This window comes from Streptomyces sp. NPDC056161 (assembly GCF_042268025.1).
In the GTDB taxonomy this organism is placed as follows: Bacteria; Actinomycetota; Actinomycetes; order Streptomycetales; family Streptomycetaceae; genus Streptomyces.
In genome coordinates, this window is the sequence record NZ_JBHJUV010000005.1 from 41,271 (window position 1) to 64,094 (window position 22,824).

Annotated in this window: 21 protein-coding genes and 1 riboswitch; of the genes, 11 read left to right on the top strand and 10 right to left on the bottom strand. The window is 72.6% G+C overall.

What is annotated here, in order from left to right; all coding sequences use genetic code 11:
* Nucleotides 1–46: 46 nt before the first annotated feature.
* On the bottom strand, nt 47–922 hold the full coding sequence (locus ACFC09_RS06615) for a helix-turn-helix domain-containing protein (RefSeq protein WP_376524470.1): 876 nt from the start codon (nt 920–922) through the stop codon (nt 47–49).
* A 242-nt stretch (nt 923–1,164) separates the two neighbouring features.
* Here ACFC09_RS06615 and ACFC09_RS06620 point away from each other — a divergent pair, with 242 nt between their 5' ends.
* Nucleotides 1,165–1,629, top strand: a complete 465-nt coding sequence (locus ACFC09_RS06620) for an ATP-binding protein (RefSeq protein ID WP_376524471.1) — start codon at nt 1,165–1,167, stop codon at nt 1,627–1,629.
* Nucleotides 1,630–1,832: 203 nt separating this feature from the next.
* On the opposite strand, the gene ACFC09_RS06625 is transcribed toward ACFC09_RS06620, so the two are convergent.
* A complete protein-coding gene (locus tag ACFC09_RS06625) occupies nt 1,833–2,555 on the bottom strand; it encodes a type 1 glutamine amidotransferase (protein WP_376524473.1) in 723 nt (240 codons plus the stop codon).
* Nucleotides 2,556–2,660: 105 nt separating this feature from the next.
* Complete coding sequence (locus tag ACFC09_RS06630) at nt 2,661–3,575, bottom strand: helix-turn-helix transcriptional regulator (RefSeq protein WP_376524722.1); 915 nt, start codon at nt 3,573–3,575, stop codon at nt 2,661–2,663.
* A gap of 517 nt (nt 3,576–4,092) precedes the next feature.
* Here ACFC09_RS06630 and ACFC09_RS06635 point away from each other — a divergent pair.
* Nucleotides 4,093–4,878 carry an SAM-dependent methyltransferase gene (locus tag ACFC09_RS06635; RefSeq protein WP_376524474.1) on the top strand — a complete coding sequence of 262 codons (786 nt, stop codon included), beginning with the start codon at nt 4,093–4,095 and terminating at the stop codon, nt 4,876–4,878.
* A gap of 149 nt (nt 4,879–5,027) precedes the next feature.
* Here ACFC09_RS06635 and ACFC09_RS06640 read toward each other — a convergent pair whose 3' ends face one another.
* A complete protein-coding gene (locus tag ACFC09_RS06640; protein ID WP_376524476.1) occupies nt 5,028–5,846 on the bottom strand; it encodes a siderophore-interacting protein in 819 nt (272 codons plus the stop codon).
* 330 nt (nt 5,847–6,176) lie between these two features.
* Between ACFC09_RS06640 and ACFC09_RS06645 the strand changes: the two genes are divergently transcribed.
* Nucleotides 6,177–6,377, top strand: a complete 201-nt coding sequence (locus ACFC09_RS06645; RefSeq protein WP_376524477.1) for a hypothetical protein — start codon at nt 6,177–6,179, stop codon at nt 6,375–6,377.
* Between the two features lie 197 nt (nt 6,378–6,574).
* Here the strand turns inward: ACFC09_RS06645 and ACFC09_RS06650 are convergent, their stop codons facing one another.
* Complete coding sequence (locus ACFC09_RS06650; RefSeq protein ID WP_376524478.1) at nt 6,575–9,601, bottom strand: BTAD domain-containing putative transcriptional regulator; 3,027 nt, start codon at nt 9,599–9,601, stop codon at nt 6,575–6,577.
* An 847-nt stretch (nt 9,602–10,448) separates the two neighbouring features.
* Between ACFC09_RS06650 and ACFC09_RS06655 the strand changes: the two genes are divergently transcribed.
* From ACFC09_RS06655 to ACFC09_RS06665, 3 genes are all read left to right on the top strand, one after another.
* Nucleotides 10,449–11,168, top strand: a complete 720-nt coding sequence (locus ACFC09_RS06655) for a nucleoside/nucleotide kinase family protein (RefSeq protein ID WP_376524479.1) — start codon at nt 10,449–10,451, stop codon at nt 11,166–11,168.
* A 155-nt stretch (nt 11,169–11,323) separates the two neighbouring features.
* Nucleotides 11,324–11,785, top strand: a complete 462-nt coding sequence (locus ACFC09_RS06660; RefSeq protein ID WP_376524480.1) for a MarR family winged helix-turn-helix transcriptional regulator — start codon at nt 11,324–11,326, stop codon at nt 11,783–11,785.
* A gap of 232 nt (nt 11,786–12,017) precedes the next feature.
* A complete protein-coding gene (locus tag ACFC09_RS06665; protein ID WP_376524481.1) occupies nt 12,018–12,383 on the top strand; it encodes a DUF2255 family protein in 366 nt (121 codons plus the stop codon).
* Nucleotides 12,384–12,543: 160 nt separating this feature from the next.
* Here the strand turns inward: ACFC09_RS06665 and ACFC09_RS06670 are convergent, their stop codons facing one another.
* Complete coding sequence (locus ACFC09_RS06670; RefSeq protein WP_376524483.1) at nt 12,544–13,467, bottom strand: alpha/beta hydrolase; 924 nt, start codon at nt 13,465–13,467, stop codon at nt 12,544–12,546.
* 395 nt (nt 13,468–13,862) lie between these two features.
* Nucleotides 13,863–15,341: a dihydrolipoyl dehydrogenase family protein gene (locus ACFC09_RS06675; protein ID WP_376524485.1), complete on the bottom strand. Its 1,479-nt coding sequence runs from the start codon at nt 15,339–15,341 to the stop codon at nt 13,863–13,865.
* 692 nt (nt 15,342–16,033) lie between these two features.
* Here ACFC09_RS06675 and ACFC09_RS06680 point away from each other — a divergent pair.
* A complete protein-coding gene (locus tag ACFC09_RS06680; protein WP_376524486.1) occupies nt 16,034–16,786 on the top strand; it encodes an SDR family NAD(P)-dependent oxidoreductase in 753 nt (250 codons plus the stop codon).
* 346 nt (nt 16,787–17,132) lie between these two features.
* Here ACFC09_RS06680 and ACFC09_RS06685 read toward each other — a convergent pair whose 3' ends face one another.
* Nucleotides 17,133–18,038 carry a LysR substrate-binding domain-containing protein gene (locus ACFC09_RS06685; RefSeq protein ID WP_376524488.1) on the bottom strand — a complete coding sequence of 302 codons (906 nt, stop codon included), beginning with the start codon at nt 18,036–18,038 and terminating at the stop codon, nt 17,133–17,135.
* Between the two features lie 423 nt (nt 18,039–18,461).
* On the opposite strand from ACFC09_RS06685, the gene ACFC09_RS06690 reads away from it, so the two are divergent.
* The 3 genes from ACFC09_RS06690 to ACFC09_RS06700 all read left to right on the top strand — a co-directional run bounded on the left by ACFC09_RS06690 (nt 18,462) and on the right by ACFC09_RS06700 (nt 20,770).
* Entirely contained in the window at nt 18,462–19,538 is a 1,077-nt protein-coding gene (locus ACFC09_RS06690; protein WP_376524489.1) for an enoyl-CoA hydratase/isomerase family protein, read from the top strand.
* Nucleotides 19,539–19,595: 57 nt separating this feature from the next.
* Nucleotides 19,596–19,737, top strand: a riboswitch (cobalamin riboswitch).
* Nucleotides 19,738–19,773: 36 nt separating this feature from the next.
* Nucleotides 19,774–19,995 (top strand): CbtB-domain containing protein, encoded by a 222-nt coding sequence (locus ACFC09_RS06695; protein ID WP_376524491.1) that lies wholly within the window; start codon nt 19,774–19,776, stop codon nt 19,993–19,995.
* 22 nt (nt 19,996–20,017) lie between these two features.
* On the top strand, nt 20,018–20,770 hold the full coding sequence (locus ACFC09_RS06700) for a CbtA family protein (RefSeq protein WP_376524493.1): 753 nt from the start codon (nt 20,018–20,020) through the stop codon (nt 20,768–20,770).
* A 133-nt stretch (nt 20,771–20,903) separates the two neighbouring features.
* Here ACFC09_RS06700 and ACFC09_RS06705 read toward each other — a convergent pair whose 3' ends face one another.
* Entirely contained in the window at nt 20,904–21,491 is a 588-nt protein-coding gene (locus tag ACFC09_RS06705) for a hypothetical protein (RefSeq protein ID WP_376524494.1), read from the bottom strand.
* Nucleotides 21,492–21,691: 200 nt separating this feature from the next.
* The gene (locus tag ACFC09_RS06710) at nt 21,692–22,273 is read right to left on the bottom strand and encodes a histidine phosphatase family protein (RefSeq protein WP_376524495.1); all 582 of its coding nucleotides are present in this window, start codon (nt 22,271–22,273) and stop codon (nt 21,692–21,694) included.
* Nucleotides 22,274–22,510: 237 nt separating this feature from the next.
* On the opposite strand from ACFC09_RS06710, the gene ACFC09_RS06715 reads away from it, so the two are divergent.
* Nucleotides 22,511–22,744 (top strand): hypothetical protein, encoded by a 234-nt coding sequence (locus ACFC09_RS06715; protein ID WP_376524496.1) that lies wholly within the window; start codon nt 22,511–22,513, stop codon nt 22,742–22,744.
* The last annotated feature ends 80 nt before the right edge of the window (nt 22,745–22,824 follow it).

A 22,824-nucleotide genomic window follows, 5' to 3' on the forward strand; every position in this document is an offset into this window, starting at 1 on the left:
ACCCGCGGGTCAGCTCCAGAACGCAGTGCGGCGCGCCGCGACACCGTCAGAGCGTTTCCCGCAGGGTGGTGAGGAGGGCCTCGGTCCGGCGTGCCGAGGCGGCCTGCGCACCGAGGCGGTCCAGGGCCTCACGGTGGGCGACGACGTCCTCGGCCTTGTCGAGGCTGGCGGAGCCGGTCAGTCCGAAGCGCCAGACGATGTCGGGCAGCTCCCTGGCCCGGAACCGGAAGAGATGGAACGCGCCGGCGTGCATCGCCGGATGCGGTCCGTTCAGGAACGGCATGATCTGCACGGTCACGTGGGGCAGCCGGTTCACCTCGATCAGGTGGTCGACCTGGGCGCGCATGACGGCCGGGCCGCCCACCGGCCAGCGGAAGACCGTCTCGTCCATGATCACCCACAGGTGCGGTGGTGCCTCGCGGGACAGGAGCTGCTGCCGGCGCAGGACCAGGGCGACCCTGCGCTCCGTCGTCTCCTCCGTCTCGTGCGGGGCGTCGGAGCGGGCGAGGGCCCTCGCGTAGTCCTCGGTCTGGAACAGGGAATGGACGAACTGCGCCTCGTAGCCGCGGATCTGCTGGGCCGCCTGCTCCAGGCTCAAGTAGGAGGGCAGCCAGTCGGGGACGACGTCCCGGAATTCGTGCCACCAGCCCTGCCCGTTGGCCTGGCGCACCGACTGAAGGAATTCCTCCATCTCCTGCGGGTCCGTCACACCGTAGATCCGCAGGAGCTTTTCGGTCTCGGCGAGGCGCAGCCGTGCCACCTTCGCCGCCTCCATGCGGCGAATCGTCGAGTGACTCACCCCGATCGCGGCGGCGGCATCCTCGAAACTCAGACCGGCCCTGGTGCGCAGTTCCTCCAGCTGCTTTCCGAGGATCATCCGCAGTACGGAGGGTGCTCCGCTCCAGTCGGTTGCCGACGGCATGCCATTCCCCTCAGGGGCGAACCCGAAACAGATCGATCTCTCCACATCCAGTAAAGCACGTTCTGTCATTCTGAAATGTGCAGAGTGCTGGTTGCAGAAATGATGCGTCGGTGCGAGGGTGGTCTGGTCACATTTGACCGCCGAAGGCCGGGCACGACCACAAATCAGCCCGGGTTTCGCGTCGGACCGACGCGATGAGGATCCGTCCGACAACGGCGCAGTCAGGCGAAGGGTGAACTGCGATGGTCCCGCTCCCGCTCCCACATCCGGACACGGGACAGGCGGCTCACGGGCCGGCCTCCCACTTCGAGGAGTTCGGCCTGCCGGCCGGCGCCGCCTGTGTCGCGCAGGCCCGCTGCCTCGTCGGCACCCTGCTGGCCGGCTGGGGGCTGGCGGACGAACCGGCCGACGACGCGATCCTGGTCCTGTCGGAACTCGTCACCAACGCCATCGCCCACTCCGGCGGCAGCCGGATCGTCTGCCGTGTGCGCGTACTCGGCGACGGGGTGCGCATCGAGGTGGAGGACGAGCGGCGCGGCGCGAGCGTCCCGGCGATGCGCGAACCCGGCACCTATGACCAGGGCGGACGCGGGTTGCTGCTGGTCGACAGGCTCAGCGACGCGTGGGGCGTGCACGAGGCGGCGAACGGCACGGGTCGCGTCGTCTGGGCGGATCTGCCCGGCGGGGGCGGCCGGGCACGGGACTGAGTGCCGGGCCTGCGTACGCTGCCGCCCGGGAAGCCGATGCCTCCGAACGCGCGGCCCCGGCCCGGAGAGCGGGCGACCGCCCGGGAGGGCGGCCGGACCAGCGCAGCCGACCTGACGACGACCGGAGAGAAGACCGGAAGGACGGCCGGGGACACCGGGACCGGCGAGTGCGCGGCCCGTTCTTCTTTCCCCTGGGCCCGGTACTACACCGGGCTCCGGCCTCCCTTCACCCGCGCGGCGAACCGCAGCGCCACCGAACGCCACACCTGGGCGGCGGCCGGTTCCCGCTCGGTGGCCACCCGGTACAGCTCCGCCCGGTCCGTCCCGTACCGGCGCAGCCGTTCCTCGGACCACTCCGGTATGCGGTCCGCTCCGGCCTCGGGGTGGAACTGCACGCCCCAGGCCGCCTGACCGACGCGGAACGCCTGGTACGGGCACCGCTCGCTGCCGGCCAGCCAGTGCGCCCGAGCGGGCAGCCGTACGACCGCGTCCACGTGGTTCTCCAGCGCGGTCGGGTGCTCCGGCAGCCCCTGGAACAGCGGGTCGCGTGCCGCCTCCGGCCGCATCGTGAGCACGGTGGAGCCGAACTCCGGCTCACCGTGCTCACCGGCCACCTCGCCGCCGGCCACCTGCGCGAGCATCTGCCCGCCGAGGCAGATCCCGAAGACGGGCACCTCGTCCGCCAACGCCTGCCGCATCAGGTCACGGGTCCCGGCCAGCCAGGGGGCCCGCTCGTCGTCGTCCGGGAGATACCCGCCGCCCAGCACCATCAGCGCCTGGTGCGAGAGCCGAGGCGGCACCGCCTCGCCCGCGTCCCCGCGTACCACCTCGACCTCGACACCGGCCTCCGCGAGCCATCGGCCCCAGCGTCCGGGTCCCGCCTGTGCGCTGTTCTGCACCACCAGCACTGTGGCCGCACTGCCCATGGCCGCCCCGCCCCTCTCCGGTCTCCGCCGGTCCGCTTGATCGTCCGGGTCATTGTCGCCCCCGGCACACGCGGTGCCGGTGCCGACCGGGCGGGGTGTGCGCGGTCAGCCGACGGCCGGGGGCCGCTGGATCTTTCGGCGGGGCTCGGCCTGGTGGCCGTCGGGGGCCGTCGACCACTGAAGGAGGAAACGCAGCGAGTCGTGCGAGGGGGAGTCGGGCTCGGTGGTGTAGGCGACGAGCTGCTGGTCGGGGTGGGTCTCGACGGAGAACTGCTGGACGTCGAGTGTGACGGGGCCGACGACGGGGTGGCGGTAGGTCTTGGTGAGCTGTCGCGGCCCGCGGACCTGGTGGCTGGCCCACCAGGTGCGGAAGTCGGGATCCTGGACGCTGAGTTCGCCGACGAGTGCGTTGAGGGCCGGGTCGTTGGGGGTGCGGCCGGCTTCCATGCGCAGGACGGCGACGCATTCGCGGGCGGCGCGCGGCCAGTCGTCGTAGAGGGCACGGAAGTCGGCGTCGAGGAAGGTGAGGCGGATGAGGTTGCGTTCGGCGGGGGGCAACGCGCCGAAGTCGGTGAGGAGGGCGGCGGCCGCGTGGTTCCAGGCGAGGACGTCCATGCGGCGGCTGAGGACCATGGCCGGGATGTCCGGCATGGTGTCGAGGAGCTGCCGCAGGCGCGGTGCCACCTCGGGCCGCCCGGGGCGGCGGGTGGGGGCGGTGGGCGCGACGTCGGCGACGGTCAGCAGGTAGGCGCGTTCGTCGGGGGCCAGCTGGAGCGCGTCGGCGAGGGCGTCGAGGACGGGTCGGGAGACCCGGCGGGTCCGTCCCTGTTCGAGGCGGACGATGTAGTCGACGCTGACGTGCGCGAGCTGCGCGAGTTCCTCGCGGCGCAGGCCGGGCACCCGGCGCAGCCGGCCGTCGTCCGGCAGACCCGCGTCCCGGGGGTCGAGGACGGCACGGCGGGAGCGCAGGAATTCGCCCAGTTCATGGGTGCCGGAGTGGTGGGTGCCCTGATGTTCCATGACTCCAGTGTCCGTGCCCGGCCGGTCATGTGCCTGGTACTGGTCTGCACAGGCATGGTCGTCGTACTGGTCTGCACGGGCGTGGCCGTCGTACGTCTGCACGGGCGTGGCTGTCGTACTGGTCTGCACGGGCGTGGTCGTCGTACTGGTCTGCACAGGCATGGCTGTCGTACAGGTCTGCACAGGCATGGCTGTCGTACAGGTCCGCACGGGCGTGGCCGTCCCCTGGCGGCCGGGCGGTGGCCGGCGCGACGGTGCGGGGGCGGCCGGGCGCCCCGGAAGGACACCGGACTCGTTCCGACCCGGCCCCGTGCGCCGCCGGGCCGGCCGGATTCTCCGGCACGTACGCGGGCGGGACCGGTCGCGGACGGCCCGTGGCGGCACCGGCCGCCTCGGCCGTGCGCGTGTACGCCGGCCCCCAGGGCGGTCCCGCCCCATGCGTTTTCGCACGTACGGAGGTGTGCCAGACTGCGGTGATCGCCAGTGCTCACTGGTCCACCGAGCGACGGAGTCCGTGATGACGACCGGCACCCCCGGCCCCCGCAAGATCGATACCAGCAAGGCGCATCCCGCGCGGGTCTACGACTGGCTCCTGGGTGGCAAGGACAACTACCCCGTGGACGAGGCGGTGGGAGAGAAGCTGCCGCCCGAGGCCCACGCCGCCGCCCGGCAGAACCGTGAGTTCATGCACCGCGCCGCGGCCTGGCTGGCCGAGCAGAACATCGACCAGTTCCTGGACATCGGTACGGGCATCCCCACGGAACCCAACCTGCACCAGATCGTCCAGCGGATCGTGCCGACCGCGAAGGTCGTCTACACGGACAACGACCCGATCGTGCTGGCGCACGCGGAGGCGCTGCTGGTCAGCCGTCCCGAGGGCGCGACCGACTACATCGAGGCCGACGTGCGCAAGCCGGAGGAGATCATCGAACACGCGCGGGGCGTGCTCGACTTCGAGCGCCCCATAGCCATGTCGCTGATCGCGCTGATGCATTTCGTCCCCGACGACGAGGACGCCTACGGCATCGTGCGCAACCTGCTCGACGCGCTGCCCTCGGGCAGCTACCTCGTGCTGTCGCACGCCGCGTCGGACCGCTTCGTGGAGCAGGTCCGGCAGGTCACCGAGGAGTACGCCAAGGGCGGCATCCGGCTCGGTTTCCGCACCCGCGGCGGAGTCGAGCGCTTCTTCGACGGCCTGGAGTCGGTGGACCCGGGCGTGGTGACGGCCACGGAGTGGTTCAAGACCGCGCCGCCCGCGCCGGAGGAGAGCGGAATCTACGCGGGTGTGGCCCGCCTCCCCTGAGCGGGGCGGCCGGCTCGGCGGAGGAGCCGGCCCGGCCGAGGGCGACCTGACGTCGCTCGGTGTACACGCCCGACCAGTGGGGCCCGGAGGGCGCCAGCGCGACGCGCGGGTGGTCCGGCGGCACCGTACGCCGGCCGGCCGGGGGCCGGTCAGGCGGCCTGGGCCGCCGCGTACTTCCAGAAGCCCGAGAAGGTGATGCGGTCCTTCGGCAGGCCCGCCCGGTGCAGATGCCTGCGTCCCTCGGTGGCCAGGGCCGACTCGCCGACGACGAAGGCGTACCCGGCCGCGTCGGCGCTGGTGTGACGGCGCAGTTCGCCCAGTGCCGCCGTGCCGGGCACGGAGGTGCCGCCCTCGCGGACCACCCAGGTGACCGTCAGGCCGGCGGGCGCGTCGAGGTCGCGTACGTCCCCGGCGGTGGGCACTTCCTGGATGAGCCGCCCCACGGTGCCGCGCGGCAGCGAGCGCAGGATGCCGGTCGTGGCGGGCAGACCGGTCTCGTCGGCCGCGATCAGCACCTCCGAGGCGTCCCGCGGGCAGTCGAACAGGACACCCTGGTCCAGCAGGGCGAGCGCGTCGCCGGGCCGGGCCCGGCACGCCCAGATCGCCGCTGTGCCTTCCAGTTCTCCCGTCGGGCCGAGGTGCACGACGAAGTCGATGTCGATCTCCGCCGCACCGGGGCGGAAGCCGGCGACGGTGTAGTTCGCGCAGTGCGGGCGCTCCGCCTCGGGGATGGCCAGATACGGCTGCCACCACCGGGACCCGGTGAACTCCGGCAGCCGCAGCCGGTGTTGATGGGGGAGTTGCAGGAAGAGGCGGAACCAGTGGTCGTAGCCCTGCCAGGGGAACTCGGCGAGGTCCGCGCCCGTGACGGTCACGCGGTGCATGGACGGAGAGACGCGCGCGGTGCGCACGACTTCGGCGCGGAACATCCGGGGGTGCTGCGGCATGAGCCGAGGGATCTTCGCCATGTACGAAGGTTAGCCTAACTTTAGTTGATGTCCGTGGGGTGGTGCGGTGCGGCCCGCGCACCGGGCCCGCAGCCGCGACCGTGACCGTGCCGGGCGGGCCGGCCCACCGCTGTCTCCGCCCGGCCTCTCCACGCCCGCACCGGCCCGTTCGGCGCGACGCGGACGCCCGGCCTCTCCACCGCTTCCACCTGCGGCAACCCACTGGAAAGCGCACGGCCCACTACCGGGCACCGTGTTCATCGACTGTCCATCGGACATAGATCGGGATGCCGGAACATCAGCTCGGACGCACTAGGTATCCGGCGTCACGCAATCAGGAGGGTTCACTTCATGATCGGGAGCACCAGCGGCGAGGTCTCGGCCCGGCGCAGGGCAGGTGCCGTCGCGGCGCTGGCGTTGGCGGTGGCCGCGGGTGTCGGCACCGTCGCGCACGAACCCTCGGCAGGCGACCGGGTCTCCGCCCCTCAGGCCACCGGCTACGGCAACACGGACTGGAACAACACCATCTCCAGCGAGTTGCCCACCAGCTGAGATCCGCCCCGGACCGGTCGGGCGCTTCGCGCCGGACCGGTCCGCCGCTTCAGATGCCGGACACCGCGAGCCGGCCGACTGCCCTCGTACGGGACTCACGGGACTCACGGGACTCCCCAGAGGGCCGCGACGACGCCGCGAGGCGCGGTGCCGGGCGTCGTCGGCGGTATCGGACGTCATGGGCCCACTGTGCGTCGTCAGGCGGCCCCCGGGTTTTCGGTCACGAGCCGGAGCGGCGGCTGCGAGACGGTCTCCGCCAGCCGGGCGGCCTCCTCCGCCTCGGGCAGTCCGAGTGCCACGTACAGGCCCCGGGCCCGGGTCAGCCGCTCGACGGCCTCCGCGGTCCGGCCGGACGCGGCGAGCGCCCGGCCCAGGACCATCAGGGCGTGCGCCTGGTCCCGGGCGACGCCCAGCTCCTCGCAGCGCAGCAGCGCCTGGCCGGCCTGGGCCAGGGCGTCCTCGTGCCGTCCGAGGGCGAGCAGGGTGTCGGCGAGCCGGAAACGAGCGTGCGCCTCGCGGTCCCGGATGCCGGCCGTCAGGCAGTGCTCCACGCACGCGGTGAACCGTTCGACCGCGGCCTCGTACAGGCCCTGCGCATGGTGCGCGAGCCCGAGGACGTAGAGTGCGAACCCCGTACCCGGCGCGTCGTTCATCCCGCGGGCGACCGCGAGGGCGGACTCGCAGGTGGCGACGGCCGTGTCGGGATCGCCGGCGCGCAGCCCGGCGAGCGCCGCGTTCAGGCTGCTCGCCACCTCGCCCGAGCGGTGGCCCAACTCGCGCGCCAGCTCGACCGCCTGGTGGAAACAGGCCGAGGCCAGGCGGTAGTCGTGCCGAAGCTGCGCGACGAGCCCGAGGTCGTTGAGCGCCTGCCGGAGGATCACGGGGTCCTTCCCGGCCGAGGCGGCGGCCACCGCGCGGCGCGCGTGCCGTTCGACCTCGTCCGGCCTCGACGTGTGCAGCGCGACGGTGCTGCACAGGAACTCGGCCCGGCCGACGACCCGTTGGTACCCGCGCCGGTCCGTCGCCGGTTCCGGGATCCGGGCCACCGCGTCGGCCAGCTTCCGGGCGGTCGCGGCCAGCCGGTTGGAGCGCAGTTCGTCGGCGAACGGGCTCATCGCGATCAGCAGGTCGACGGCGATCCGCAGCAGCGGCGCGGTGCCGAGTTCGACGACATGGGCGCAGACCGCGACGACGGTGTCCGCGGAACTCGCCGCCCAGGCCCGAGCCGAGCGCAGATCGGACATCATGATGCCCGGCACGTCCGAGAGCCCCGTGCCGAGCGCATCGCCCGTGGGATCGCCCGGCACGGCGAGGGCGAAGGCATTGCGGGCCGTGGCCAGCAGCGACACGAGCAGCCGGCCGAGTGCGGCCCGCTCCTGCGCCCGGTCGTGCTCGCGGCTGAGGGCGAAGGAGCGCAGCAACTGGTGATAGCGGAAGCGGCCCGGTATCGGCTCGTCGAGCATGGCCGCGTCCACCAGGGCCTCCAGCCGCAGCTCCGCGTCGGCGGGGTCCAGATCGAGCACCGCGGCGGCCTCGGACAGGGCGAACTCGGCTCCGGCGACCGTGGCGAGCAGGACGAAGTCGTTCGACTGCTGCGCCGCCAACTGCCGGTAGCCGACCTGGAACACCGCCTCGACGGCGAGCGGCCCGGAGCGCAGCTCCGCTATTCGGCGCCGCTCGTCCTCCAGCCGTTCGGCCACGGACCTCAGGGTCCAACGGGGCCGTGCAGCCAGCCGGGAGGCGACGATCCGGATGGCCAGCGGCAGCCGGCCGCACGCGGCGACCAGGGCCAGGGCATCGCTGCGTTCGGCTGCCAGGCGCTGTGTGCCGATGCCCCGTTGCAGCAGATCGAGCGCCTCCTGCGGTTCGAAGACCTCCAGGGCCAGTTGCGCGTGCAGCGGGAGCCCGTCCAGCCGGGTGCGGCTGGTGATGAGCACGGCACAGCCCGGGGTGCCGGGCAGCGAGTCACGGATCTGGGCGGCCTGGGAAACGTTGTCCAGGAGGATCAGGACGCGGCGGCCGTCCAGGACCGACCGCAGGAGGCCCCGGCGCTCGGCGAGGCTGCCCGGTGTCCGGTCCGCGGGCACGCCGAGGCTCGCCAGCAGCAGGCCCAACAGGTCGGCGCCGCTCAGAGGTTCGCCCTTGCCGTCCGGGTCACCGAGGTCGACGTGCACCTGCCCGTCCGGGTACTGCTCGCGCACCCGGTGCGCCAGATGGACCGCCAGGCTGGTCTTGCCGACCCCGCTCATCCCGGTGATGGCGACGATCGCGGGGGAGCTGCGGTCCGGTGCCGTCAGCACGGCCTCCAGCTGTGCGTACTGCGCTGTCCGGCCGGTGAAATCGGGCAGGTCCGGCGGCAGTTGGGCGGGTACCGGCGGACGGGGTCCGCTCTGCTCGGGCACCGTGGGGGAAGCGGCCGGGACGGGATGTTCCGCACGGGCCGGGGGCGGGGCCACAGCGCTGTCCCCGCGCAGGATCCGCTCATGGACCTGGGTCAGCTCCACTCCCGGCTCGACGCCATGGGCCTCCACCAGCAGCCGACGGGCATCGTGGAACACCTGGAGCGCCTCGACCTGCCTGCCCATGCCGTAGAGCGCGCGCATCAGCAGCACGTACGGGCGTTCGCGCAGCGGGTGCTCCGCGATCACCTCGGTGAGCCGGGGGAGCGCCTGCTGGTAGTGGCCGAGCTGGAGTTCGGCCTCGAAGTGCTGCTCGGTGACCGCGGTGTGAAGCTCGGTCAGCCCGTCCCGGGCCCGCTCCGCGAACGGTCCGGGAACCCCGGCCAGGGGCTCACCGGCCCACATGACGAGTGCGTCGGCCAGTGCCTGCCGGGCCTGGCGCGGCTCGCCCGCCGCGAGGTGCCGGCGTGCCGCGGCGGCCAGTTCCTCGGCGTGCAGGGCGTCCACGACCGACGGCGCCACCGCGAGCCGGTAGCCGTCGCCGACCGAGACCAGCACACCCCCGCCCGCTCCGGCGCGGGCGAGCAACTGCCGTATTCGCCAGGCGTAGGTGCGGATCGTGGACACGCCGCTGGCCGGCATGTGCGTGCCCCAGAGGGCGTCCGTCAGCCGTGCTATGGACAGGGCGCGGCCGGGCGACAGTGCCAGCGCGGCGAGCATCGCCTGCTGCTTGGGCGGGCCCGCCGGGAGCGCCGTGCCGTCCTGCGATATCAGCCGCAGCGGTCCCAGGAGGGTGAACCGCACGCCGGCTTGCTCTTGGGTCATTCCGATCCGTCCCTCCTGGAACACCTGCACCCTGAGCACCCCAACGTATCGGTGTTCGACAGAATTTCCGGTTCCTGCGACGACTCTGCAAGGACATCCGGACACACCCGTGACCTCCGCAACCCGTTCGGCGACCGGGCGGCAAGGACGGACCGCCGTCCGGGCCGCCCGGCCCCGACCGTCACCGATGCCGGGCGGTCGGGCCGGCCCAGCGCGCCGGATCGGACCTGGGCGGACAGGACCGCGACCGCGGACGGCGTCCGTACCACACTCGTCGATGTCAGTGGCGGTTCGTACCGTGACTGCATGGCGATCTTCAACGGCTCCACTTCAGACTGCTCGTCGTGGAATGGGTCATGTACCAAGACGGGATCCTGACCCTGCGGTTCCACCTCATCGGCCACCTTGGCATCACCGACACCGGGCAGCACGCTCGGGGTAGGGGCCTGACGCGCCGGAATCCTCCCCGGGCCCACGCTCAGGTCGAGGCCCTGCGGACCGCGACGATCCGCTTGCCACGGTCGATCGGCCGGATGCCGGCGGTGGACCCCGGATCCGTCAGGGCCCTGCCCCGCCGTGGGACGGCGAGAACGCCCAGTGGTCCGTGGGTTCGGGGCACGACCTGCGAGCACGTCGGCGAAGTACTCTGGCGGGGCGGGCTCCCGGGCCCCCCGAACTGGAGGACAGCAGTCTTGAGCGGACACATGAGGGCCGTCACCACGGCCGGATTCCGGACCGTCGATGCCGCCCCGGCGCCGCGTCCGGCCTCCGGCGTACGCGGTTCACTCACCGTCAACCCGGGCGACACCGAAGCCGAAGACGCCGACAGGACGGACCGGTGGTCCCGGTGACGCACCCGCACGACCTCCGCTCACCCGGCCCGGACACGCCCGAAGCGCATGCCGTAACGGCCTTCTCCACCCTGCACGAACGCGCCCGCGCCCTGGCGGCGACCGGTCGGCGGGCGATCCTGGGCATCGTCGGGGCACCCGGTTCCGGAAAGTCCACGCTGGCCGCCCACTTGGCCGCCGCACTCGGTCCGGACACGGCCGTCGTGGTGCCCATGGACGGTTTCCACCTGGCCAACGCGGAACTGGAGCGGCTCGGCCGCCGGCAGCGCAAGGGCGCCCCGGACACCTTCGACGCCGCGGGCTACGCCGCCCTGCTCCGCCGGCTGCGCGAGCCGGAGGAGGAGAGCGTGTACGCCCCGCAGTTCCACCGCGAGTTCGAGGAAGCCGTCGCGGGCGCCATCCCGGTACCGGCCAAGACCCCCCTGGTCATCACCGAAGGAAACTACCTGCTGCTGGACGACGGTCCCTGGACGGGTGTCAGAACGCTCCTCGACGAGGCGTGGTACATCGCCATCGACGACGGGACACGGCTGGACCGGCTCGTCCGACGCCATGTGTCCTACGGCAAACCCCTTGCGGAGGCCCGTGCGTGGTCGCTCGGCAGCGATCAGCGCAACGCCGAACTCATCGCCGCCACCCTGGAGCGAGCCGACCTGGTGTTCTCCCCGCCGCCCCGCGGTCCGTCTGCGGACGGCTCCGGCCACGACTGCGGGTGAGCACCGAGACAACACGGTGAAGCTCCCCGGCCCGGCCCCGACGGGTGTCGCTGTCGGCCACCTTTCAGTCGTGCACGACTAAACAGGGTGCGATATGGTCGTCGTCATCGAGCGCAGCAGGAGGCGGCCTCCGACCAGCCGATGGGAACGACGTCATGGACCAGATCGAGGACCAGCCCGCCGAGCAGGGATCGCTGCTGCTCCAGGACCAGTTGTGCTTCGTCCTGTACGCCGCCTCACGGGCGGTGACCGCACGCTACCGGCCCCTGCTGGACGAACTCGGCCTCACCTATCCCCAGTACCTGGTCATGCTCGTGCTGTGGGAACAGGACGGCGTGACCGTCCGGGAGGTCGGCGCGGCCCTCCAACTGGAGTCCAGCACCCTCTCCCCGCTGCTGAAGCGCCTGGAGACCGGCGGCCTGATCCGCCGCGAACGCCGCGCCGACGACGAACGCTCCGTCTCCGTCCACCTCACCGAGCAGGGCCGCGCGCTGCGTGAGCGGGCCGCGGCGGTGCCGGTCGCCATCGGTTCCGCCATGGGGCTGACACCGGACGACTTCAGCGAGGCCAAACGGATCCTGCGGCAGCTGACGGCCAACGTGTCGGCGGGAGCGTGAGCCGCGACCGTCGGCCGGCGGTGCCGCGGGCGGCGCTGACCGGACACCGTCCGCTGATCGCCGCGGCCGGGCGGAGCACCGCCTGACGACGGCGTCACCACCTCGTCACGGGGCGGCCGTCACCCGGCAGGTGCTGCCTGGGGACACCAGTACCAGGCACCCGCCCGGCTCCTGCCGGACACTGGGGAGGCACAACGGCCGGACGGCTGCGCCGGCCGTGAAGGAGTCGGACATGAACCCCTGGACCAGCGACGAAACCTCCCGGATCGCGGCCGCGCACGCCTTGAGCCTGGCTACCGAGGACAGGGACGGCACGCCGGGCGATCCCGTCCCGCTCGGTTTCGTGACCGTGGGCGGGGACATCTACATCCGCGCGTACCGGGGAGCGCGCTCACGCTGGTACCGGACGGCCCGGCGCAGCCGTCGGGCGCGTGTCGGGATCGAGGGCATGGAACGAGCCGTCACGGTCGAGACCGCCGAGCCCGGACGGGCCGAGGAGATCGATGCCGCGTACCGGTCCAAGTACGGTGCCGGGGACTCCGGTCCGGTGATGAGCCGCGTCGCCCGCGCGGCGACGCTCAAGCTCGTTCCCCGCTGAACCGCAGGCGCCCGGACCGACGTCCGACCGACGTCGACCCGGGCGTTCGCATGCCGCCGTCGGCATGAGGCGGTGACCGGCCGGGGGAGACAACCGGTCACCGGGCACGGACGACCCGTGCTCGGCGCGGCCCGGCCACTCGGCTGCTCCGGATGGCCGACTACTCGGCCTTGCCCAGCTGGGTCCGGAAGAACTCCGACAGCTTCTCGACGGCCGGGTCGACGTAGATCTCCTTGTCGTAGAGGTCGACGTGGCCGGCGCCGTCGATCCAGTGCAACTCCTTGGGACCACCGGCGTGCTGGAAGGCGTGGACGCTCATCCAGGAGGTGACGGCCCTGCTGCCCACGATCAGCAGCAGCGGGCGCGGGGCGATCAGGCCGACGGAGGCGAACCCGTCGAAGAACGCGATGCGGTCGATGCTGGACCAGGTGAGGGCCTGCGCCGAGCGCGGGTGCCGGGCCCGGTCCGTGCGGTAGTACTCGAAGCCCTCCACCGCGTGCTGACCACCCAGCGCGCGGGCCTGCTCCGCCGTCTCCGGGAACAGCGGGAAGGACTGCACACCCTCGCCACGGGCTTCCGCGGTGCGCGCCGCGGCGGCCGCGTCCAGCATGCCCTGGAAGACGGCCGGATCCTGGGTGCCGTCGGGGCCCACCCGGAACTGACGGCCCATGTCGACGGCGGAGACCGCGGCGACCGCCTTGATGCGGTGGTCGGACGCCGTCGCGGTGAGGGCGTAGCCGCCGGAGGCACAGATGCCCAGGGCGCCTATGCGGTCGGGGTCCACCTCCGCGCGCGTGGTCAGGAAGGAGACCGCGGCCTTGAGGTCCTCGACCCGGTGCGCCGGGTCCTCCAGGCCGCGCGGTTCGCCCGCGCTCTCGCCCTGGTAGGCGGCGTCGAACGCCAAGGTGACGAAGCCCTGTTCGGCCAGGCGCCGCGCGTACAGGCCGGCGGCCTGCTCCTTGACACCGCTGCCGGGATGGCCGACGACGACCGCCGGACGCGGACCGGCCGCCTCGCCGTCCGGGACGTACAGGTGCCCGGCGAGTTCGATGCCGGCGCTCGGGAAGGTGACGTTGGTCCTCACGGTGGTGCTCCAGTCGCACAGAGGGGAGAGCGGGCCCGCGAGGGCGGGCTCCGGCGACCGTTCTGCTTCCGGCCGCACCACCACGGTGCCGTGGGCGGACACGGCGTGCCAGGGAAGGACTTGCCTATGGAGGCCGGTACCAGGCACGCCGCACCGGCTCCGGCAGGACACACTCCCCGAGGAGTCGTGAGCCGACGGGGTCCGCCGCATGGTCAGTACGGCGGACGGAGCCACTGCTGTGTGCGGGCCCGCTCCATCGCGCCGTGGACGCGCTCCTACCCCGGCACGGGCCCGCCGGTACGGGCCCGGCCGGGACGCACCGTCGCTGCGGACCGCGTGCCCGGGTGACCGCCAGGCAGCCGGACCACCGGACCGGCCCCCTGAGGCCGGGGCCGTCACACGGAGGCGGTCGGCGACTGCTCCCGCTCGCGCTGGTAGGCGGCGAGGAGGAACAGCCAGATCTCGCTCACGGTGGGGAAACAGGCGATCGCGTGCCTCAGGCGTTTGAGCGGGACCTCGCCGGCCACCGCCACCGTCGCCGAATGCAGGAGTTCGCTGACCCCGGGTCCGACGAAGGTGACCCCGAGCAGGACCTCACGGTCGACGTCGACGACGAGCCGGGCATGTCCCTGGTAGCCGTCCGCGTAGAGATTGGCGCCCTGGGCGGCAGTGAAGTCCAGGTCGACCGTCTTGACGCGGTGGCCGGCCCGCTCCGCCTGCTCGGCGGTCAGGCCCACGGCGCCCGCCTCGGGATCGGTGAAGAAGACCTGGGGCACCGCGTGCTGGTCGGCCGTGGTGGCGTGATCGCCCCAGGGCGCGTCGTCGACGGGCCGGCCGGCCGCGCGGGCGCCGATGGCGTCGCCGGCCGTCCGGCCCTGGTACTTGCCCTGATGGGTCAGCAGGGCACGGTGGTTGACGTCGCCGAGTGCGTACAGCCAGCCGCCGTCGACGCCCCGGACCAGGCATGTGGTGTCCACGTCCAGCCAGGAACCGGGGGTGAGGCCGACCGTCTCCAGGCCGATGTCGTCGGTGCCGGGGGTGCGGCCCGTGGCGAACAGGATCTCGTCCGCCTCCAGTTCGGCGCCGTCGTCGAGAGTGAGGGTGACCGGTCCGGCGGGATCCGGCCGGCGCAGCGCGGTCACCCGCACGCCGGTCCGCACGTCCGCCCCCGCGCCGGTCAGCCCCTCCGCCACCAGTTCCCCGGCGAACGGTTCCATACGGGGCAGCAGGCGGCGCCGGACCAGCAGGGTGACCTGGGAACCCAGGCCCTGCCAGAGGGTGGCCATCTCGACGCCGACGCCACCGCCGCCGACGATGGCGAGCCGGGCGGGCACGGCGCTGGAGTCGGTGCCCTGCCGGTTGGTCCAGGGCCGGGCCTCCGCGATGCCGGGGATGTCGGGCAGCACCGGGCGGCTGCCGGTGGCGATGGCCACCGCGTGCCGGGCCGTCAGGGTCTGGCGCGCACCGTCGTCCCGGGTGACGGTGACCCGGCGGGGGCCGTCGAGGCGGCCCTGGCCGCGGAACAGGTCGGCGCCGATGGACTTGACCCACAGCGCCTGCCCGGAGTCGTCCCAGTCGGTGACGTAGCGATTACGCCGGGCGAACACGCCGTCGGTGTCCAGTCGGCCCGTGACGGCTTGCCGGGCACCGTCCACGCGGCGCACGTCGGCGACCGCGATGACCGGCCGCAACAGCGCCTTGCTGGGGACACAGGCCCAGTAGGAGCATTCACCGCCGACGAGTTCCCGCTCCACGACGGCTACCGACAGGCCGGCGGCGCGGGCGTGCTCGGCGACGTTCTGACCGACCGGGCCGGCGCCCAGCACGATCACGTCGTAAGTGGCGGTTTCCTGGGTTTCATGCGGTTCGCTCATGCTGTCCTCACCTCACGATCAGTGCTGGTCCTGACCTGTTCTCGGGCCGGCCGCGGGTGCCGGGCGCGCACGGTCCGGCGGGGGAGCGGCGGAGCGGCGGGGCGAGGGAGTGGCCGTGCGCGGTCGGTGCCGGCGAGAACGGCGGCGGAACGGGCGAGGATGCGGCGCCTGACTTCCATGACCCCGGTGCTCCCGGAGGCGCGCCACCCGCGGCGGGCCACAGGTGACCGGATGCGGCCGTTTTGTCGTGACCCTGGCCATCGTAGGACGGCGCCGGGGGATCCGCACAACTCGGCGAACACCTCCGCTGGCTGGACCCGGGGAAGCCATGACACGGTGGGGGGAGACCCACGCGTCGGCCATGTCGTGCAACCACGAGACCGACAGGTTCCTCCGCCCCGTGGTCATAGGTTTCGCGAAGGGCCGTCATAAGCGCCGCCTCGCGGTCCGCACGGGACCCGGCCCGCACGGCCGATCGGCGGCCCGGACCAGGACCGGTGCGCCGCGCGGCAGGCCCGCGCTTATGCAGGCCATCGGATCCGCCTATGGGCGGGGTGGAATCCCAGGAAGGGCCAGGCCCCTTGGACCTCCCGTCACCTCACGGACGAGGAGGCGGGACGACGGGCGCGGGGCAGACACCGGTCCGCCGGCCCCTCACTTTTCGATACGTTTCGATACGAAGGACGGCTGTCATGGGTTCTGTTGATCTGTCCGGGCGGGTCGCCCTGCTGACCGGAGCGACCAGTGGGATCGGCGCCGCGACCGCGGCGCTCCTCGCCGAGCGCGGTGCACATGTGCTGGTCGCGGGACGCGATGCGGCCCGCGGCGAGACGGTGGTCAACGCCATCCGGTCGAAGGGCGGCAAGGCGGACTTCCTCGCGGCCGAGTTGCGGGACGCGCAGTCGGTGCGACAGCTGGCGCGGGCGGCGATCGAGCTGGGTGGGGGCCGGGTGGACATCCTCGTCAACAACGCGGGTGTCTTCCCGTTCGGCCCGACGGCCTCGACGGCGCCGAGCGAAGTGGACACCGTCTACGACCTGAACGTGAAGGCGCCGTTCTACCTGGTGGGCGCGCTGGCCCCGGCGATGGCCGAGCGCGGTCACGGCGCGATCGTCAACGTCAGCACCATGGTCGCCGAGTACGGCGTGGCGGGGATGGCGCTCTACGGATCGAGCAAGGCGGCGCTGAACCTGCTCACCAAGTCGTGGGCGGCCGAGTTCGGCCCGCACGGGGTGCGGGTCAACGCGGTGGAGCCCGGCCCCACCCGCACGGAGGGCACGGCCGCCATGGGCGAGGACCTGGACGCGCTGGCCGCACAGGCCCCCGCCGGACGGCCCGCGTCGGCCGAGGAGATCGCCGAGGCCATCGGCTATCTGGCCAGTGACGCGGCCAGCTTCGTGCAGGGGGCGGTCCTGCCCGTCGACGGCGGCCGTACGGCTGTCTGACCCGCACCGAACGGGACGGCGGACGCCGGCGCGCATCGTCCCGCCCGGCGTCTGCCGTCCCTTGCCGCGGAACGGCAGACGTCTCCCGTCCTTTGCCGCGGGACGGCAGACGTCTCGCGTCCTTTGCCTCGGAACGGCAGGCGGTTTCGTCCGGTGTCGCGGGACGCACGACGTCCGCGTCCGGTGCTGCGGAGTGCCGGGCATCTCCGTGCTGTCCTGTCCTGTCCTGCCGCACGCCCGGCGGTTCCGCGTGGCCCCGCGAAGGCGTGCCTCGTGTTCTCGGCAGGCGCTTCCGGCGGGTGCCCGGTGTCCCGGGGAACGTAACTGAAAGTGCCCCGCGCCGCGCTCAACCGGTCGCCGGGCGGTCGAGCGCGGCGATGAACCGGCCGAGGTCGCGGCGGTGCGAGTCGGCCGGCCAGACCGCCCAGGTGCGCCGCACCAGCGGGCGCCCGACCAGGGGCGACCAGACGACATGGTCGGGCAGCGGCTGCCAGTCGGGCGGCGCCAGCGCGAAAGCCCGCCCGGACGCCACGGCGGCCAGCTTCACGTCCGCGATCAGTACCTGCCCCTGCGGAGGCTCGGGACCGAGATCGAGGCCGTGCCCGCGGAGGACCGCCGTCAGCTCGTCGTACCAGGCGGGACTGCCGGAGCGGGGGAAACCCACCCACTGCAACGCGTCGAGCGCGTCGAGCGCGTCGAGCGCGATGCCGTCGGGCCCGGCGAGTTCCGCCGCGCGCTCCGCGGCCAGCAGCACGCCCAACTCCTCCCGTACGACGAGCAGCGCGTCGAACTCAGGACCCGGCGGGCGCTCCCGCAGGAACCCCACGTCCAGCTCACCGGTCCGCAAGGACGCCAGTTGCTCCGCAGTGGACAGGTGCCTGGCCTGCACACGTGTGTCCGGATGTGCCGCCGCCAGCTCCGCCAACGCGGGATCGAGCAGGCCGGTGGGCAGCTCAAGCGGGATCCCGATCCGCAGCGCCCCACCGCCCGGACCGGTGTACCGGGTCATCACCCGCAACGCCTGGTCATGCCGGGCCAGCACCGCGCGCGCCTCCGCGAACAGCGCCGTGCCCGCCTCGGTGGCCCGTACCCCGGCGCTGCCCCGCACCAGCAACCGCACACCCAGCTGGCGCTCCAGACCGCCGACCGTCTGGGACAGGGCCGGCTGGCTCACGTGCAGCCGCCGTGCCGCCGCGGACAGCCCGCCCTCCTCCACCACCGCCACGAACGCCCGCAGCTCCCGCAACTCCATGTGCCCATGCCATCACGCCGCCGCGACCGTGTCACATCCCGAACCGGCAGGCCGGCGGACCGGCGCACCCGGTCGGCATCGCGAGCGGGCGGCCGTCCCGGCACGGAGCCGGGCAGCGCTCGCACGGGCCGCAGCCGCGGTGGCCGCGCCCGCCGCGGCCGTCGGCGGAGCACTCTCCGTGAGCGGACACCTCCGGACGGTGACGCTTTGCATTGCGCCGAGGGGGAGAGCGACGATCGAAGCCATGGCGAGGGAGCCGTGCGCATCCGGCGTCGCCCCGCCGCCACTGCGATCGGTGATCGAGTTCCGGCCGGCCCGCTTCCCGCGGAGACCTCGTCATGACCTGTGTGTCCACCACAACGCAGAAGGAACCCACGAGATCATGTGTGTCATCGAGGCCCGCGGAGCGACGGAGACGTCCGGATGACCGGCACCGAGGAACCCGTTCTGCTGCACACCGCGGGGCAGGCAGCCCACATCACTCTCAACCGGCCCCAGGCCCTCAACGCGCTGAACCACGCGATGGTGCGGCGCATCGACGAGGCGCTCACCGTGTGGGAGCGCGACCCGGCCGTCCGGATCGTCGTCATCGCCGGTGCGGGGGAGCGCGGCCTGTGCGCGGGCAGCGACATCCGCGCCGTCCACGGCGACGCCCGCGACGGGGACGGCGCCTCCTCGGCGGCCTTCTGGCGCGACGAATACCGCCTCAACGCCCGCATCGCCCGCTACCCCAAGCCGTACGTCGCCGTCATGGACGGCATCGTCATGGGCGGCGGTGTCGGCATCTCCGCGCACGGCAGCGTCCGGATCGTCACCGAGCGGTCCCGGATCGCCATGCCCGAGACCGGCATCGGTTTCGTCCCCGACATCGGCGGCACCCATCTGCTCGCCCGCGCACCGGGCGAACTGGGCGCCCACCTGGCGCTGACGGGCTCTCGGATCAGCGCTGCCGACGCCCTGGTGTGCGGGCTCGCCGACCACTACGTACCCTCCGCCGCCCTGCCGCGCCTCCTCGCCGACCTCACCCGTGCGCCCGTACGGGCCGTCCTCGCCCGCCACGCACAGCCGCCGCCGCCGAGCGAGCTGGCCGGACAGCGGGAGTGGATCGACACGTGCTACGCCGCGGGCACTGTCGAGGAGATCCTCCACCGGCTGCTCACCCACCACGACCCGGCCGCGCGGGACGTGGCGGACACCCTGCTCGGCAGGTCGCCCACCGCACTCAAGGTGACCCTGGCCGCGCTGCGCCGCGCCCGGCGGCTCGGGGCGCTGGAACGGGTCCTCGACCAGGAGTACCGCGTCTCCTGCGCGGCCCTGAGCACCCCGGACCTGGTGGAGGGCATCCGGGCCCAGATCATCGACAAGGACCGCACCCCGCGCTGGTTCCCCGGCACCCTCGCCGAGGTCACCGACGCCGACGTGGAGCGCTTCTTCGCCCCGCTCGGCGACCGTGAACTGGGGCTCGCCGGACCCGGCGGAGGCCCCGAAGCGGCCCGGTGAACCGGGCCCTTCGCCGCGAGGCCGAGATCGTCTCGGGCGGATGCGGTCTTGGCCCGGCCCGCGCCGCGCGGTACGGTCTGTGCGATATCGACGACGGTACGACGGAAGCCGGTGGGAATCCGGCACGGTCGCGCCACTGTATGTGAGGGCCCCCGGGCCGCTCGTGAGTCAGACCCGTGACTGTCGTCCAGTGCACCACCGAGATGGGACGCGAGCTCCCAGAGGAGGTCCTGCCATGGCGCAGACCGTCGCCCGGCCGACAGCCACCACTCCGGTCGTCCCCGCCAAGGTACCGCTCAAGGCGATAGCGCCCTGGGCGGTCTTCTTCGGCCTGTTGATGCTGATCCTGCTGTACTTCGTCGGCGCCGAGCAGGGCGCCACCTCCGTGTTCAGCGGCACGGACGTCCACGAATGGGTCCACGACGCCCGCCACCTGCTCGGCTTCCCCTGCCACTGACGCGAGGGGACACCGCACGCCCATGAACTCCGAAACCGTACGGAACCTTCTCGTGCGGGGCATGCTCGCCGGCCTCGCGGCCGGTGTACTCGCCCTGATCGTGGCCTACTTCCTCGGTGAGCCGAGCGTCGACAAGGCGATCGGCTTCGAGGACGCCCACGCCCACGAGCACGAAACGGAGGTCGTCTCCCGTTCCCTCCAGTCCACCGCGGGGCTCGCCACCGGCGTCCTCGTCTACGGCATCGCCTTCGGCGGCATCGCGGCGCTCGCCTTCTGCGTCGCCCTCGGCCGCGTCGGGCGCTTCGGCCCCCGGGCGACCGCGCTGCTGCTGGCGGGCTGCGCGCTGCTCGCCGTGTACGTCGTGCCGTTCCTGAAGTACCCGGCCAACCCGCCGTCCGTCGGCGCTCCCGACACCATCGGCAAGCGGACCGCCCTGTATTTCCTGATGATGCTGCTCGGCGTGCTCCTCGCGATCGGCGCCGCGATCCTCGGCAAGCGGCTCACCCCGCGGCTGGGCACGTGGTACGCCACCGTCACGGCGGTCGCCGCGTTCGCCCTCGTGATCGGACTGGCGTATGCGTTCCTGCCGTCCGTGAACGAGGTGCCGGCGGGCTTCCCGGCCACGCTGTTGTGGCGGTTCCGGCTGTCCGCCCTGGCCGTCCAGGCCGTCCTGTGGGGCGGATTCGGTCTGGCCTTCGGGGAACTCGCCGAGCGGCTGCTGCATCCGAAGCCCGCGACGGCCGCGGCCGGCAAGGCGGTTCCGGCCGCGCGTTGATTCCGCGAACCGGGCACGTGACCGACGACGCTCCCGTGCCCGTTGGGGAAGTCCGGCTTTCCGAACCCAACGGGACCGGAGACCCGTCGGTCTCCGGTCCCGCCACGCACTTCCGGCCTCAGCCGCCCCTCGCCTATACCGGCCAGTGGTAGCCCAGAGAGGAGTTCACGGCGACCGCGTAGGTGAGATACATGAGCCAGCAGCCGGTCAGGGTGTGGAAGAGTCCGTAGATGCGCTCGGCCGGCTTGACGCCGATCACGGTGAAGAAGTGCCAGAAATAGACGGCGAAAAGGCCCAGGAACAGCAGGCCCACCGGCCAGTCACCGACTCTGAAGAAGATGGTGGCACCCATCGCGGACACCACCAAGTAGGCGATGCACATACCGGCGTTGGTACGAGGCTCATTTCCGCGATAACGGTTGATGCCGAGCGCGAACCAGTGGACGCCGTACACGGAGAAGGCCAGCGCGGCCATGTACAGCGGCGGTGACTTGGTGAAGACCTCGAACCAGGTCAGCCCGATGAACAGGATGAGCCCCGCGACGAACTGGCACAGACCGGGCATCATCACGCCCCAGACACCGAGGGCCCGATCCGTCGATTCGCTCTTTTCGGGATATCCGAACAACTCGTGCGGTCCGTAGATCAGATATCCGGTGCCGAGGCCGAAGAATCCGAGCGCCAGGGGTGGAAAGGCCGACGGGTCGAACGTCAGGTCCATGTTCTCCTCCTTCGAAGAAGAACTGAAGAACGAGCGTGGGCGACCGTCGCACGAGGCCCACGAGCCGTCGGTCTCCGCGTGCCGTGCAGCCGTCAGGAATACGTACCCGACACGAGCGTGCGGCAGGTCACACGCGCTTCGAAGATTTTTTCACGGGCCCGCTCCGCCCGCCACTCCAGCCGCTGTCGGGCCTCCAGCCGCTATCCGGCCTCCGACCGGGCGAGCGGGTGCCCCAGCCGGACATTCCAGCGGCCGGCCCGGCCGCTCAGCTCGGTCGCTGTCAGCGGGGCGACGTCGAGGCGCCAGAAGGCCACCACGGGCATGCCCAGGGCGTGGACGACGGCCGCCCGTACGATCTCCGGTTCGACCACGGCGAGCGTACGGCCGTCCGTGCCCGCCACGGCATCGAGCCAGCCCGCGACCCGTCCGCACAAGTCCCGCACCGACTCACCCCCGTGCGGCGCGGAGCCCGGGTCGGCGAGCCAGCGGCCCACGGCCTCCGGCTCGGCGGCCCTCACCTCCTCCAGCGTGCGCCCGCGCCAGCGCCCCACGTCGAGACCCGCCAACTGGGCCGCCACCGCGGCGTCGAGGCCGAGTGCCGCGGCCGTCTCCCGGCAGCGCACGCCGGGCGAGGCGAGGACGCGGGCGGCGGAGGGCAGCGTCCGGGCCGCCGAACGGGCCTGCTCCGCACCGCCGTTGTCGATGGAGCCGCCGTCGTCGAAGCGGGCCTGCCGCAGCGAGGCACCCATGGCGGCGGACACGAAGAACACCCGAGTGGTCACGCGATCTCTCCTGCTCGTGCCGTCATGGGGTTACCTCGTGCCGTCCCGGGGTTACGGGGGCGACCGGGTACGGCACACATGTGGTCGCGAACATAGCAGCCGGCCCCACCACGCGGTGCCGGGTGGAGGACGGCACCTGCCGTGTGCCCCGCTCGCTCCAGATGCAGCCGCAGGTCTCCCCTCGCAAGCTGGAAGGGGGGAACAACCCGATGTCGAAAGGCGAAGAAGGTGTGAGCCATGCGCAGCCGAACCGTACGAGTCATGGGCGCGGGGGTCACCACGGCGCTGCTGGCCGGTGGAGCTGTCCTCGCGGGCGTGGGTACGGCCAGTGCGGCACCGACGTCCTCGATCACCACCGAGACTGCCCGAGAGCACTGCAAAACCGTGTCCGGGCACTGGGTGACCGTTGAGCACAACGGACACAAACAGAGGTTCTGGGTGTCCGAGCACCAGGTCTGCTGGAGGAGGTAGCTCCCCGATGAGGGTCGGCCTCCCCGGAGCCCGGCCCTCAACCGCGGCTGCCGCCCGCCGCGTTGCGGCGCGGACCACAT